General features: G+C 69.8%; 14 protein-coding genes. 5 read left to right on the top strand and 9 right to left on the bottom strand.

What is annotated here, in order from left to right; genetic code table 11:
* Window positions 1-141 precede the first annotated feature (141 nt).
* Window positions 142-312 (bottom strand): transcriptional regulator, encoded by a 171-nt coding sequence (locus KEG57_RS34550; RefSeq protein WP_272421695.1) that lies wholly within the window; start codon window positions 310-312, stop codon window positions 142-144.
* Window positions 313-769: 457 nt separating this feature from the next.
* On the opposite strand from KEG57_RS34550, the gene KEG57_RS34555 reads away from it, so the two are divergent.
* From KEG57_RS34555 to KEG57_RS34565, 3 genes are read left to right on the top strand one after another with little or no spacing between them, the layout of a single operon-like run.
* Entirely contained in the window at window positions 770-1,567 is a 798-nt protein-coding gene (locus KEG57_RS34555; RefSeq protein WP_272421693.1) for a ParA family protein, read from the top strand.
* Window positions 1,564-2,475, top strand: coding sequence for a ParB/RepB/Spo0J family partition protein (locus KEG57_RS34560; protein WP_272421690.1), 912 nt, complete (start codon window positions 1,564-1,566; stop codon window positions 2,473-2,475). The genes KEG57_RS34555 and KEG57_RS34560 overlap by 4 nt, the downstream gene beginning before the upstream one ends.
* A 56-nt stretch (window positions 2,476-2,531) precedes the next feature.
* Window positions 2,532-3,053 (top strand): VTT domain-containing protein, encoded by a 522-nt coding sequence (locus KEG57_RS34565; protein WP_272421689.1) that lies wholly within the window; start codon window positions 2,532-2,534, stop codon window positions 3,051-3,053.
* Here the strand turns inward: KEG57_RS34565 and KEG57_RS34570 are convergent, their stop codons facing one another.
* From KEG57_RS34570 to KEG57_RS34580, 3 genes are read right to left on the bottom strand one after another with little or no spacing between them, the layout of a single operon-like run.
* The gene (locus tag KEG57_RS34570) at window positions 3,054-4,064 is read right to left on the bottom strand and encodes a tetratricopeptide repeat protein (protein WP_272421688.1); all 1,011 of its coding nucleotides are present in this window, start codon (window positions 4,062-4,064) and stop codon (window positions 3,054-3,056) included.
* Window positions 4,061-6,847, bottom strand: a complete 2,787-nt coding sequence (gene glnD / locus KEG57_RS34575; RefSeq protein ID WP_272421687.1) for a [protein-PII] uridylyltransferase — start codon at window positions 6,845-6,847, stop codon at window positions 4,061-4,063. Before glnD ends, KEG57_RS34570 begins: the two co-directional genes overlap by 4 nt.
* Complete coding sequence (locus KEG57_RS34580) at window positions 6,844-7,656, bottom strand: CheR family methyltransferase (protein ID WP_272421686.1); 813 nt, start codon at window positions 7,654-7,656, stop codon at window positions 6,844-6,846. The genes glnD and KEG57_RS34580 overlap by 4 nt, the downstream gene beginning before the upstream one ends.
* 318 nt (window positions 7,657-7,974) lie before the next feature.
* On the opposite strand from KEG57_RS34580, the gene KEG57_RS34585 reads away from it, so the two are divergent.
* Entirely contained in the window at window positions 7,975-8,880 is a 906-nt protein-coding gene (locus tag KEG57_RS34585; RefSeq protein ID WP_272421685.1) for a hypothetical protein, read from the top strand.
* A 7-nt stretch (window positions 8,881-8,887) separates the two neighbouring features.
* On the opposite strand, the gene KEG57_RS34590 is transcribed toward KEG57_RS34585, so the two are convergent.
* Window positions 8,888-9,868, bottom strand: a complete 981-nt coding sequence (locus KEG57_RS34590; protein ID WP_272459219.1) for a lysophospholipid acyltransferase family protein — start codon at window positions 9,866-9,868, stop codon at window positions 8,888-8,890.
* Entirely contained in the window at window positions 9,865-10,152 is a 288-nt protein-coding gene (locus KEG57_RS34595; RefSeq protein WP_272421682.1) for a hypothetical protein, read from the bottom strand. The genes KEG57_RS34590 and KEG57_RS34595 overlap by 4 nt, the downstream gene beginning before the upstream one ends.
* Window positions 10,153-10,233: 81 nt before the next feature.
* Here KEG57_RS34595 and KEG57_RS34600 point away from each other — a divergent pair, with 81 nt between their 5' ends.
* On the top strand, window positions 10,234-11,094 hold the full coding sequence (locus tag KEG57_RS34600; protein WP_272421681.1) for an ABC transporter ATP-binding protein: 861 nt from the start codon (window positions 10,234-10,236) through the stop codon (window positions 11,092-11,094).
* Here the strand turns inward: KEG57_RS34600 and KEG57_RS34605 are convergent.
* From KEG57_RS34605 to rpsB, 3 genes are all read right to left on the bottom strand, one after another.
* The gene (locus KEG57_RS34605) at window positions 11,091-12,026 is read right to left on the bottom strand and encodes a polysaccharide deacetylase family protein (RefSeq protein WP_272421679.1); all 936 of its coding nucleotides are present in this window, start codon (window positions 12,024-12,026) and stop codon (window positions 11,091-11,093) included. The two genes, KEG57_RS34600 and KEG57_RS34605, sit on opposite strands and share 4 nt — an antisense overlap.
* A complete protein-coding gene (gene tsf / locus KEG57_RS34610; RefSeq protein WP_272421678.1) occupies window positions 12,019-12,957 on the bottom strand; it encodes a translation elongation factor Ts in 939 nt (312 codons plus the stop codon). The genes KEG57_RS34605 and tsf overlap by 8 nt, the downstream gene beginning before the upstream one ends.
* Before the next feature lie 223 nt (window positions 12,958-13,180).
* Window positions 13,181-14,089 (bottom strand): 30S ribosomal protein S2, encoded by a 909-nt coding sequence (gene rpsB / locus KEG57_RS34615; RefSeq protein ID WP_276073349.1) that lies wholly within the window; start codon window positions 14,087-14,089, stop codon window positions 13,181-13,183.
* Window positions 14,090-14,195 lie beyond the last annotated feature (106 nt).

Here is a 14,195-nt window from a genome sequence, read left to right on the forward strand (position 1 = left end):
GCCGTCGAGGCTCGGTCGGGTCCAAGCAGCCCAGGAGGTCCTGGCGAGACGTAGGGCTCGGCCCCCCGATGCGTCCGATGCCGCAACGCATCGGGGGAGCGCATCGGGGGACGGAGGCCCGCTCGCGGCGGGCCCCCTGCCTCAGAAGTCGCGCATGGAAGCGAAGGGATCGTCGTCCTGGTCGAGCTCCATCTCCTCCTCGAAGGAGGTGTCCTCGACGATGTCCTCGAGGCTCAGGTTGACGCGGGTGCCCGCGCGGATGATCTCACGCTCGAACTCGGCGAAGTTCTGGAAGCTCTTCGGCAGCGGCATGGCTCTCTCCTCGGCAGCACGCGGTCTCGGCGGGGCCGCGCGCGAAACAGATCGGCTCAGGTCGAACGGCGGTCGTGGTTCGGGAAAAGCGGGAGGACGCGGGCAGGCGCGGTGAGGCTCGGCGCGGCCCAGAAGGCCCGCGCGAGCACGCGGTCGCTCGCGGTCGACTCGTGGTGGGCAAGGGCGCTCGCGAGCCGAAGCCCACGGGCCCCAGGGCCCCTCCGGCCCCCGGAGCGGCGCGACATCGTTGGCGTCGACGACGTTGTCCTACATGCACCCACAGCGAGCGACATGTGCGCCACTGTAGATACTGGTGCGTCAAGGGCCAAAAAAACGTGATCGACGCGCCCTCGACGGGGGGGCGAGGGTCGTGTAAGCAGCCGCTACCCACGGGATCGTCCCCCGGGACGGACGACCCTCCACCGCGCCGGAAGGCGCGGCGTTCCCGGCACATTTCATGGCCCCCTCGCCCCTCATCTATGCCGTCGCCAACCAGAAGGGCGGCGTCGGCAAAACGACGACCTCGGTGAACCTGGCCGCGAGCCTCGCCGCGGCGGAGAAGCGGACGCTGCTCGTGGACTGCGATCCGCAGGGCAACGCTTCGAGCGGCGTCGGCGTGCGCCGGCCGAGCATCGAGCGTTCGCTCTACGACGTACTCATCGGCCGCTCGACGCTGCGCGAGACGGTGATCTCGACGTCGGTGCCGCGGCTCGACGTGGTCCCAGCGACGCAAGACCTCGTGGCCGCGGAGATCGAGCTCGTCGACGCGCCCGACCGCGCGACGAAGCTACGCGACGCGCTACGGCCCCACACCGCCGGCTACGAGTACGTGATCCTCGACTGCCCGCCGAGCCTGGGCCTGCTCACGCTGAACGCGCTCGTGGCCGCGGACCGGGTGCTCGTACCGCTGCAGTGCGAGTACTACGCGCTCGAAGGTCTCACCTACCTGATGGCGACGATCGACCGCGTGAAGGCAGCCTTCAACCCGGACCTCGGCGTGGAGGGGATCGTGCTCACGATGTACGACGGGCGGACCTCGCTGACGCACCAAGTCGCCGACGAGGTGAAGGGTCACTTCAAGGTCTTCGACTCGATCATCCCGCGGAACGTAAAACTCTCGGAGGCGCCGTCGCACGGAAAACCCGTGCTGCTCTACGACGCCTCGTCGAAGGGCGCGCAGGGCTACCTGAGCCTGGCGCGCGAGATCCTCGAGGTGAACCGGCCGAAAGGCAAAGCCGCGAGGCCGAGGCCATGAGCACGGATCCGAAGAACGCACCGCGCCGCGCCCTCGGCCGCGGACTCGACGCGCTCCTGCCCGCCGCCGCCCCCCCGTCGCCGTCCGGCGCGTCGTACGGCGACAAGAGCGTGTTCACGTGCCCGATCGAGCGCATCGGCCCGCAGCCGGGGCAGCCGCGGCAACACTTCGACGACGAGGCGCTCGAGGAGCTCGCCGCGTCGATCCGGGAGCACGGGATCCTCGAGCCGATCGTGGTGCGCCGCCCGCAAGCGGGCGCCGACAAGTACGAGATCATCGCCGGCGAGCGGAGGTGGCGCGCAGCGCAGCGCGCAGGCCTGAAAGACGTGCTCGTCGTGGTGAAGGACGTCTCGCCGAAGGAGGCGTTCGAGCTCGCGCTCGTGGAGAACGTGCAGCGCGAGGACCTGAACCCGATCGAGCTCGCCGAGGCGTTCGACAGGCTGCTCCGAGAGCACGGCTACACGCAGGAGTCACTCGCGGAGCGCGTGGGCAAGAACCGCACGACGGTGACGAACAGCCTGCGGCTCTTGAAGCTGCCCGCGCGCGTGCGGTCGATGGTGATCGGCGGCGACCTCAGCGAGGGCCACGCGCGCGCGCTGCTCGGCGCGCCCGACGAGAAGGCGATGGAAGAGATCGCCGACAAGGCGGTGCGTGGTCGGCTGCCGGTGCGAAAGGTCGAGGAGCTCGTGCGCACCTCGCGCGGCCCGAAGGAGGGCGGCGGAGGCAAAGGCAACAAGGCCGACGAGCCCGCGCCGAAGTCGCCGGGCGTGAAGGACCTGGAAGCGCGGCTCATGCGCAAGCTCGGCGCGAAGGTCGAGGTGCGCGACAAGGACGGGCGCGGCGAGATCGCCGTCGTCTACGGCTCGCTCGACGAGCTCGATCGGCTGCTCGCTCTGCTCGGCGCGTGACGCGAACATGAGGGCGGGCGCTTGCGGTGCCCGCCCGGTCGCCGCACGATGCCCTCGTGCCGAACGTCGTGCCCACGCTCGCGATGTTCTTCGGGCTGATGGTGCTCGCGGCCTTCGTGCCGCAGCCGCTGACGCCCGCGACACTCCTGGCCGCGAAGGCGGCGCCGCCGTGGGCCCTCGCGCTCGTCGCGGCCGTGGCGGCGGCGCTCGCGGCGTTCGTGGATCATCGCCTCGTGCGCACGACGTTCCAGATCAAGGCGCTCGCGGAGATCCGGAAGAAGTCGCTTTTCCAGCGCGCCGAAGGCTGGGTGAAGGTCGCGCCGTTCCTGACGACGGCGGCCTTCGCGGCCTTGCCGTTACCGTTCATCATCGTGCGGGTCTTGATGCCGCTCTCGGGCTACCCGGCGCTGCGATATGCTGTCGCCGTGGGGCTCGGGCGCGCGCCGCGCATCTACGTGCTCGCCGTCGTGGGCAAGGAGCTCGACATCCCGACGGAGCTGCTCGCCTTCGCCCTCGCGCTCGGCGCGATCGTGTCGCTCGCCGCGTTCGTGCGGCAGAGGCACGCGTCGAGAAGGTGATCAGCGCTTGTTGATCGCCTTGATCTCGCGGAGTTTGTCCTTCGCGGCCTTGCCGATCGGCGAGTCCTTCCCGAACTCGACGGCCTTGCCCATGGAGAACTCCGCGCTCTGCGGCTTCTGGAGCGCGAGCTGCGCGAGGCCCATGTAGTAGTACCCCGCGGCATAGTCGGGCTTCACCTTGACGGACTCCTGGTAGTCCGCGAGCGCGCCGGCCTCGTCGCCGAGCTCGTGCTTGCAGGTGCCACGACGGACGAACCACTCGGGGTCGGTCCCCTTGAGCTTGATCGCTCGGTCGAACGCGGCCACGCAGTCGCCGAACGCCTTGCCGTAGCCGAACATGCGGCCGACCGTGACGAGCATCGCGGGGTCGTCCTTCGTGCCTTCGAGGACCTTCTTCAGGTGCGGCACGGCCTTCTCGTGTTGCTTCGCTTCGGCGAGCATCGCGGCGTACTCGAAGCGCACCTCGACGTTGTCGCCCTTCGCGATGGCCGTCTCGTACGCCTTCGACGCGCCCTCGACGTCGCCCTTCAGGCCGAGCGCGTAGCCGAGGTTGCGCAACATGCCGACGTCGCCGGGCGTCTTTTCGAGCGCTGCGCGGAGGTACTTGATGGCGTCGTCGGCGCGCGGCGGGCTCGTCGAGAGGTAGATGGCCGCGAGGTTCTGCGCGGCCGCGGCGAGGCCCGGCTTGATCTGGAGCGCGGCGAGGTAGGACTTCTCGGCGCCGGCGAGGTCGTTCTCCTTTTCGAGCACGAGGCCCATGTACGCGTGCGCCTCGGCGTTGTCCGGCGACGCCTTGAGCGCGCGCTCGAGGTGGACCTTGCCGGCCGCGTACTGCTCCTTGTCGATGTAGGCGACGGCGCGCTGGAAGTCGGTCTGCGCGGCGCCTTCGTTGATGCCCTCGCTGCCGCCGAGCGGCGGATCGGCGACGAGATCGGGATCCTTCGGCGGCGGCGTGCTGCCGCAGGCCGAGAGGAGAAGCGCCGTGATGCAAGGGAGGAGGAAGGCTCTCATCGCTCTGCGCGAGGAGGAGGAGGAGAAGACCATGGCCCGCTGTTTCCTTCTTGCTCGAGCGATTCGAGCACCGACTCGATTCGTTGCCGCACCTCGGCGGCGCGCTTGCCCGGCGCCACTTTACCGCCGTCCGCCTCGCTGACGTAGAACACATCGGCCGCGCGCGTGCCCTCGGTGTTGATCTTGGCCACGACGATGCTGAGGCCGAGGCCGTAGAGCGCGTCGGAGATGGCGTGCAGGAGGCCGGGGCGATCCCGGGTCATCACCTCGATGACCGTGTGCCGCGGCGAGGCGCGATCGTCGATGGAGACCTGCGTGCGCACGCGTGGCGTCGCGCGGCCCGGCAGCGTGCTCTTGCCGCGCTTGCTCGCGAGCTCGGCCGTGGTCGTGCGGCCTTCGAGCACCGCGTCGAGGTCCCGCACGAGGACCGGCAGCGCACGCGCGACGCCCTCCACGCCCTCGGCGCGATCTCGCACCCAGAAGAGGTCGACGGCCTCGACCGTGCCGTCCGGCAAATGTCGCGAGTGGATCTGCGCGGCGTGTACTTCGAGACGCGAGGCCGTGAGCGCGGCCGTGATCGACGCGAGGAGGCCGGGGCGATCCGCGGCGATCACGCAAATCTCGGCGGCCTGCGGGTGCCTCGAAGGGACGAGCGCGACGCTGACCGTCCGCCCCTCATGCTTGCGCGCAAGCTCGGCGTGCGCGGAGATCGCCGCGGGGGCGTTCGAGAGCAGGTAACGCTCGGGCATCGACGCGAGGTACGCCGGGACGAACGCTTGCCGCGCGGTCCGCTCCTCGTCCGAGGACGCGGGGAGCGCGAGCGCGGCTTCGAGCACGGCCGACTGCGCACGCGCCAAGCGCTCGTCCTCGCCGGGGTTGCCCGCGAGCGCACGATCGGCGGCGAGGTAGAGCTCGTCGAGCATGCGCGCCTTCCACGAGGTCATCGACGTCGGGCTGGTCGTGGAGAGGTCGGCGACGGTGAGCAGGTAGAGCTCGGAGAGCGTGTCCCGATCGGGGATCACGCGTAAGAACTCCTCGATCGTCGCGGGATCGTCGAGGTCCCGTCGCGTCGCGACGTGGTACATCACGAGGTGCTGACGCACGAGGTGGCACGCGGCCGCGACGTCCTCGGCCGGCAAACCGATGCGCTTCAGGATGCCGTCGGCCATGACGGCGCCGCGCTCGCTGTGATCCTTGCCGCCGATCGCCTTACCCACGTCGTGCAGGAGCGTCGCGAAGAACAGCATCGTCTTGCGTGTCGCCTCGGCCGCGAGTCGGCACGCGAGCGGGTGCTCGGCCGTGAGCTCGCCACGCACGAGCGCCGCGAGTCGATCGACGGCGGCCACCGAGTGCACGTCGACCGTGTACACGTGGTAGACGTCGTGGTGCACGCGTCCGACGACGGGTAAAAACTCGGGGATCATCGCGAGGAGGAGCCCGAGGTCGTGCATCTCGGCGAGTGGAGATCCGCGCTTGAGACGCGTCTCCTCGGTCGTCGAGACGAGCGCGCAAAAGAGGCGCGCGGCCTCGGGGCTCTCGCGCAGGCTCTCGGTCCAGGAAGGATCCGCGGCGGCGCGCGCAATGGCGTCGCGGGCCCACGGAAGGAGCGGCGCGCGGCGCTCGACGGCCGCCGAGAGCATGCGCAGCGCGAGCGCGGGATCCTTGGTGACGAGCTCGAGCTCGCTCATCGTCACGCAGCCGTCGAACATTCGCACGCCGCCGCCGAGGTCCTCCTCGCGCGGCTTCTTCTTGCCGAGCATCGGCGCGGCGCGCGCGAGCATGGTCTCTCGAGCGCTCGAGATGATGCGCGCGCTGCGGTAGTACGCGCTCATCATCTTCTCGACGGCCTCGCCGCCCTCGCCGTAGCCGAGCAGCGCCGCGATCGATTCCTGCTCGTCGAATGTGAGCCTGTCGCTGCGCCGCCCCGCGTGCGCGTGGAGCAGGTTCCGGATGCGGAAGAGCAGCTCACGCGCCGCGGCGATCTCCGCCGACTCGCGCGGCAAGAGCGCACCCACGCGCACGAGATCGTCGAGCTCGTGCACGCCGAAGCGCGCCTTCCCCGCCCAGCCCGCGATGTCGAGATCGCGTAGGCCCCCCGCGCCGTTCTTCACGTCGGGTTCGAGCAGATAAACCGATCCGCCGAACCGCGCGTGTCGCTCGCGCACCTCGTCCTCGAGCTGCGCGAGGAACCGAGGCAGCTCCGCGTGCGCGAAGAGACCGGCGTCGCACCGCGTCTTCAGCTCGTCCGAGAGCGCGCGGCTCCCCGTGATGTGCCGGTAGTCGAGCAAGCTCGTCGCCGTGGGCAAATCCGAGCGGGCCGCTTCGACGAGCTGCTCGACCTTGCCGACCTGATGACCAATCGGCACGCCCATGTCCCAGAGCGGGTAGAGCAGCGCCTCCGCCACGGCCGCAGCCGCGCCGAGATCCCGCGCGAGGAGCCGCACGTCGAGATCGCTGCCGAGCGCGAGCGCGCCGCGCCCGTACCCACCCACGCCGCCGAGCGCGACCTCTTCGAACGCGTCGGCGACCTCCTTCGGCGCGGCCTCGCCGCCGGGCAAACGCAGGCGTCCTTCGCGCGCTTCGGTCCGCAGGATGTCGAAGAGCCGCGTGAGGAGCTCGTCGCAGTGCCGCGCGTGCTTGCGGCCGAGCACGAGCCCGCATGCGTCGAGCGGCGCGGGGTGGCTGCTCGAAGGCACGAGCGCTTCGAGCTCGGCGCGTCGCGCGGACCATTCGCGGCGAAGATCCACGAGCACGCCCGTCGGATCCTTCACCTCGGCGTTCATGGTCGTCGCTTCGGGGGGCGGAGTGCGGTGACGGTAGGCGCGAGACGGAACGGCTCGAGGCCCATGCCGCGCAGGCGGAGCACCTCACTCGCGGCCGAGAACAAAAGTCCCCCGTCTTCGAGCTCGTTCGCGAGCCGCATGGCGACCTGCTCGCCGGCCTGCGTCGTCAGGTAGAGCAGCACGTTCTTGAACAGGATGATGTGGAACGGCCCCTGCGGCACGCGCTTGACGAGGTCGTACTCCTCGAACTCGACCGCGTTGCGCACGAGCAGGCCCACGCGCAGACGGCCGTTCTGTTCGTCGCAGAAGCGCTCGACCCACGTGGGCGGGATGTCACGCGCCGCCTCGCGCCCGTACGTCGCTTCGCGCGCGACCGCGATCGCCTCGGCCGAACGATCCACGCCGAGCACGCGGAAGCGCCGGCGCGCCGCCGTGAGCAACATGCCCATGGTGTAGGCCTCTTCGCCCGTGCTGCAGCCGGCCGAGAGCACCGCGAGCTCCACGTCCGCGGGGAAGAGTTTTTCGAGCTGACGCTCGATCGCCTCCCACTGCGCGCCGTCCCGGTAGAAGCGCGTCTCGCCGACGCGCAGCGAGGTGACGATCTGCTCGACCGCGGCCTTGTCCTTGATGAGCTCCCGCGCGACCTCGTTCATCGACAGGCCGCTCCTGTACGACTGATGCTCGAGGTAGCGACGCACGCGATCGCGCACCCATCCGGGCGTCGCGCCGCTCGAGCCGAAGCCGAAGAGCTCTTCGGCGAGCCTCAGCGCGACGTCGACGGCTCGATCGCCCGAGTCAGGTCCAGACACGGATGAGCCCTTCGCGCGCGCCATGCAGATCGTGTTCGCTTGGGAGAAGCTCGCGCGACGCATGCGCCCCCCGCCACGCGCCGTCCTCGAGGCGCGCGCAGGGCATGTCATCGGTCGACTGGCTTCCCGCTTCCATCGCGCCGCCAATTTATCACCAAGGGCGGGCCATCCAGGCCAAACATTCACCTTTCCGACCTCCCTCCGCCGTGAACCCGGGTCTACGCCCCCGCTCGCCCGGCGTGATACACTGCCCGAGGTCCCTCGCATCGACCCCGGAAAGCACGTATGGCTTGGAACTTGCTCCCTTTCGCCCCCGCCATGCGCAAGACGATGCTCTGCTCGGCCACGGCGCTCGCTTGGTTCCTCACCGCCGGAATCGCGTCGGCCCAGGTGCCGCCCCCGCCGCTCGAACCGCTTCCGCCCGGAGCGCCCCTCCCGCCCAACATCGTCCAGCATCCCGACGGCCGCACCACCGTCACCCGCACCCCTGAGGAGGGCGTCGACGTCCACGCGCAGACGAGCTCCGGCACGGTCCACGCTTACGGCTGCGGCCGCGTCGACGTCGATCCCCGCGCCACGCAGCCCGCCGAGGCTCCGCACGGCGCGTGTCCCCTCCCCCACGCTTCGCCGTACCCGTACCCCTACACGCCTCCGCCTGCGTACGCCTATCCGCCCCCGCCTCCGCCTCCGCCGCCCGCGCGCAAACAAAAACCTCGATACGCCCCGGATCCGGGCCGCCGCGGCGCGCTCATCGCGTCGAGCATCATCTTCGGCCTCGGTACGGTCACCACCGGCGCCGCGTACCTCATCTCGCTCGGCGCGAGCGCGGCCTGTGGCGCCACGGAGGTCTGCAACGTCGAGCCCTCGAAGTCCGCGCTGTATGCGATGGGCGCGATCCTGACGATCACGCCGAGCGTCCCGCGCTTCGTCGTGGGCGACTGGGGCAAAGGGCTGCTCTACACGGCGCTCCGGGGCGGCTCGTTCGCCGCCGGCACGATGATCGAATGGGACGACCCGACCCACCTCGTCCCGCTCACGTTCGCGTTCCTCGCGCCGCTCACGCTCGGCATCGTCGACCTCGCGACGACGCCGCATCGCGAGCAGCTCGAAGCCAAGAAGCAAAACACCGCGAGCAGCTTCGAGCTTCAGGGCATCGGTCCGACCGTCGCGTACGACCTCCGCGGAAGCACGATCCCGGCCCTCGGCGCGATCGGCACGTTCTGACGCACGCTCAGCCCTTCTTCACCCGGCGAAGCTCCTTCCAACGCCGGTGCAACCACAACCACTGCGCCGGGTACGTCTCGACGAACGACGCGAGCGCATTCGTGATCCGCGCCGCGACCTGCACGACATCGGCCCGCGTGGCGAGCGCCTCGGGCTCGATCAGATCGACGGCATCGAGCTCGTGCAATCCATCGTCGCGGCGGCGGCCGAAGGCGACGACGATCGGCGCACGCGCGCGTGCGGCCATCAGAAACGGGGCGAGATCACACCACGCAGGCGCGCCGAGGAACGGGATCTGCGCAACACCGGCAGCACGCTCGGGGGCTTGATCGATCATCATCGCGACGACGTCACCGCGTGCGAGCGCTTCCCGTACGCGCGTCGTGGCGCCGCGGGCGTCGACGAGCAGGACACCACGCTCCGCGCGCAGGCGTTGCCAGGTGCGATCGAGCGCGCGCCATGACAAACGCTTCGTGATCACGTGCAGTGCCGGCGTGCGTCCCGACAGCCCCTCGTGCTCTCGGAGCCACGCCGCCGCCGCGCACGCCGAGAGATCCCAGTTGCCCGTGTGCGCCGTCGCGACCACCACGCCGCGGCCATGTACGAGCGCCCGCGTGAAGACGTCCGCGGCCCGCGGTGACACCACGAGCTTCGGTTCGAGCGGCTCCTCTGGCCGCCCCGCGGTCCAGAGAAGCTCGAGCAGGCCCGCGCCGAGCGAGCCGTACATCGCGGCCGCCGCGCGCCTCGGCTCCGGCACGCCCGCGCGCTCCATGGCCGATTCGACGTGGCGGCGACGCACGCGCACGAGCCCGAAGGCAAGCGCGCCCAGCACCGCGCCGAACGAGCGAAGCGCGCGGTACGGCAAGAGCCCGACGAGGCGCGCCACGAGCCACATCCACAGAGGTCCTCGCGAACCCTGCGGGAGGGCCTCGGGCGCGCCCTCTGCGCGAGCGCCGAGCGTCTCGTCCGCTCGGCTTCGCGCGCTCAACCCAAGAAGCCCGCCTTGCGGCCCGCGGAGACCTTCGTGCCGCCGTCGAGGCTGACCGCGAAGAGATCCTCGCGCGCCACGAAGAACGTCTCGCCCTTGTTCGAGCGTGCCCGGATGACTCCGTGGGCGAGCCGCAGCGACTCCACCTTCGCGATGTTCAGCGCGACGCCGTCGTGCGCGGCGTACAGCGTCAAGAGCTGCCCCTCCGGCAGGCGAAGCCAACCCTCCGGGTCGGTCGTGACGGAAGCGCTATCGAGCACGGTGCGAAACATGTCCTCGGTCATGCGGCACATTTCCCGCCACGAGCCCCACGCGTCAAGCGCGAGCGCCCTTCGGACGAGACCGCGTGGTAGCCTCGACGCGCGATGTCCGCCGGAGGCACGAGCCAACCACCCCGGATCCCGCCGGAGGATCACGTCTTCGTCGACAACGTGAAGAAATCGTTCGGGACGACGCAGGTCCTGAAAGGCGTGACGATGCACCTCCGCCGCAAGGAGACGGCGGTGATCATCGGCGGCTCGGGCGCAGGCAAGACGACGCTGCTGCGGCTCCTCATCGGCCTCGAAAAACCCACGAGCGGGCACATATGGGTCGACGGCGAGGACATCGGCCCGCTCGGCGAGCGTCAGATGAACCGCGTGCGGCAGAAGTTCGGCATGGTCTTCCAGTACGCGGCGCTGCTCGACTCGCTGAACATCTTCGACAACGTCGCGTTCCCCTTGCGGGAGCACCGCAAGCACATGTCGGAGAAGGACATCCGCGACAAGGTCGTGGGCATGCTGAACCTGCTCGGGCTCGAGAACAAAGAGAAGCGCATGCCGAGCGAGCTCTCGGGCGGGCAGCGAAAGCGCGTGGGGCTCGCGCGCGCGCTCATGCTCGAGCCGAAGATCCTGATCTACGACGAGCCCACGAGCGGTCTCGATCCGCAGACGAGCCGCATGGTCGACGATCTCATCGAGGAGACGCGCGATCGGTTCGGCGTGACGAGCGTGGTGATCTCGCACGACATGGCGAGCACGTTCCGCATCGCGCACCAGGCGTTCCTCGTGATCCAGGGCCAGGTCGTCGCCTCGGGCACGCCCGACGAGCTCGCCTACGGCGAGAGCGAGATCGCGCGCGAGTTCATCGCGGCCTCGGGCGTCGCGCCCGAGCGCATCTCGCGCGTCGAGAGCTTGAAGCAAGCGCCGGAGGGCGGCGCCGCGGTGCGGTATCACCCGACGAGCTAGACGACTTCGTGAGCGGCTTCCTCGAGCGTGACGAACTTCGTACCGCGCTTCGCGAGCACGTCGATCGCCGTCGAGAGCGCGTCGAGACGCTTGGCGAGCGGGATCCGGAGCTCGCGCTGATGCGGGACGAGGTGCGCGAGGCCGTCGCTCGCGTCGAGAAAATCGATGCCGTGAAGCTCGAGGTTCACGAGTGGCTCCCCTGCGCACTGCGCGGCAAGCACGCGCGCGACGCGAGGCCCGGCAACGGCGATCGAGGTGCCGATGAATGGCAAGCGAAGGCCCGGCGTGACCTGGATCGGGAGCTCGACGAGCGCGCGGTTTCCCGGGCGAAACAAGGGTTTGCCCGGGCGATACGGGCGTGTCGGCGCGGCGAGCACGCGCGGCGTATCGAGCACGGAAGCGCTCGTACGCCCGACGATGCGCATGGCCCCCATCACGAGCGCCTTCGCGCCGTAGTACGCGGGGCACGGGAAGACCGACGAATCGAAGCGCAACCCGAGCGTCTCCAGCGCATCGAGCACGACGTCGGTCACGGTGTACCCCGGCGCGCGGAAGCCCATCGGTCGCCGCCCCGTGGCGCGCTCGATGGCATCCTGCGCGGCCGCGATGTCGCGCTGGATCTCTTCGGGCGAGGCGCGCGTGAGATCGTAGCGATGCGAGAACGAGTGGTTCTCGACGACGTGACCACGCGCCGCGAGCTCCGCGAGCTTTGCCGCGCTCTCGGGCCTCGTGAGATCCGCGCCGATGGCGAAGAGGGTGAGGGGTAGGTCGTGCGCCCGCGCGAAGTCCGCCATGCGGGCGAGGGCGACGTCGTAGACGACGTGGAGGGCCGCGGCCTCGTCCGCGAGCGGAGCGAGGCCGTGGATGTGGTGGTAGTGCGAGATGCCGTCGAGGTCGACGGAGACAGCGCCGAAGCGCGTCTCGTCAGCCACCGGCCATCTTCGCAACTTCCGAGGCGAAGTCGGGGCCCTGCGGCTTCTCGATGCCCTCGCCGCGCTCGTAGCGGACGAAGCGCACGATCTTCACGCTGCCGCCCGCGGCCTTCTCCGCAGCCTGGCGCAGCTTGTCGATCGTCTGGCCGGGGACCACGACCGACTCCTGCTCGGTCAGCGTGACCTCGCTGAACCACTTGTTGAACTTGCCCTCGATGATCTTGGGCCACGCGCTCTCGGGCTTCGGCTTCGGGTCCTCGCGGAGCTGCCCCTCGAAGATCTCCTTCTGCTTGGCCTTCGCGTCGTCGCTGATGTCCTCGCGGACGAGCGCGACCGGGTTCATCGCCGCGATCTGCATCGCCGTCTCGTCGGCGAACTTCAGGACCTCGGCGTGCTGCGCGACCGCGTCGCTCTCCGTCTCGAGCGAGAGCACGACGCCGATCTTGCCGCCGAGGTGCACGTACGCGTGCGCCACGCCCGACTTGCCGGCGGGGACCTCGGTGCGGTCCCAGCGGCGAATGTCGATCTTCTCGCCGATACGCGCCGTGAGGTCGACGATCACGTCGCCCACCTTCTTGCCGCGGAGATCACTGTTCTTGAGGTCAGCGCCGAGGGGCGCGGCCTCCGCGAGACACAGCACGTCGCCAACGAAGTTCTTGAACTCGTCGCTGCGCGCGGAGAAGTCCGTCTGGATGTTGACCTCGACCAGCGTGGCGGCGCGCTTGTCCGTCGAGATGGACGCGCGAACCTCGCCCTCGCTGGCGACGGCGCCGGCACGCTTGGCGCTCTTCGCGAGGCCCTTCTTCAGGATGATCTCGACGGCCTTTTCCATGTCGCCCTCGGCCTCGGTGAGGGCGTTCTTGCAGTCGCTCATGCCCGCCTGCGTACGCTCGCGGAGCTCCTTGATCGCCTGCGGATTGATGCCGGCCATGGCTCGTATTCCTCCGGAAAATGTATCGTTCGTGTTGGGGAAATTTTCGTGGTTCGGGCGCCGGGCTCGGCTCGTCCGAGCGGAGCCCCGAACGTGGACAGGATGCTCTCAGGGATCCCCGGGGGCCGATGGTGGCAGGAAGGGCGCCACCCCGAGCGAGGCCTGAAACCTCGCACTCGAAAGGGAGCGCCCTGCCGTCACGCTCGCCCTGCCGGGCGCGTGCTCACTGCTGGGGCTGATCGCCGCCGCCGCCGCGACCGCCACGGCCGCCGCGACCGCCACGGCCGCCCTGGTACACGCTGATCTCTTCACGACGGCCGCCGCCGCCCTGCTGCTGGCCGCCCTGCTGCGGGCGCTCGCGCTCCTGCTCGCGCTCCACGTCCTTGCGGCGCTGCGAGCCCTCGAGCGCGGCGTCGGCGATGCGGGCCGTGATGAGCCGGATCGACCGGATCGCGTCGTCGTTGCCCGGGATCACGTAGTCGATGAGATCCGGGTCGCAGTTCGTGTCCGTGATCGCGATGACCTGCACGCCGAGCTTGCGCGCCTCGTTCACCGCGATCGACTCCTGGTGGGGGTCGATCACGAAGATCGCGGCCGGCACCCCGCCCATGCCCTTGAGGCCGCCGAGGTACTTCTCCAGGCGATCGCGCTCCTTCTCCATACGCGCGACCTCCTTCTTGACGAACTGCTCGTACGTCCCGTCCTCCTTCATGCGCTCGAGCGTGCGGAGGCGGTCGAGGCCCTGCTTGATCGTGCGGAAGTTCGTCAGCGTGCCGCCGAGCCAGCGGTTCGTGACGAAGTACATCCCGGAGCGACGGGCCTCTTCCTGGACGATGTCCTGGGCCTGGCGCTTCGTCCCGACGAACAGGATGCTGCCGCCGCGGCCGACCGCGTCGACGACGAAGTCGTACGCGCGCTTGAAGAGGCGCACCGTCTGGTCGAGATCGACGATGTGAATGCCGTTGCGTGCGCCGTAGATGAACGGGCGCATCTTCGGGTTCCAGCGCTTCGTCTGGTGGCCGAAGTGCACGCCTGCATCGAGCAGCGAGCGGAGGGGCAGCGGGAACTCGCCGGGGCCGGGGGGCACGAAGGTGCCAGCGGACTCAGCAGTGGACATCGAAATATCGGTCATGGCACGGATTCCTTCTCGGGTTCGGTTGGACCTCCGCTCCCCATCCTGCGGACAACCCCCCGGGATCTTCGGATCCCTGGGAGCACCGGCCGCAAGTCCCACCTTT

The organism is Polyangium jinanense, assembly GCF_028435365.1.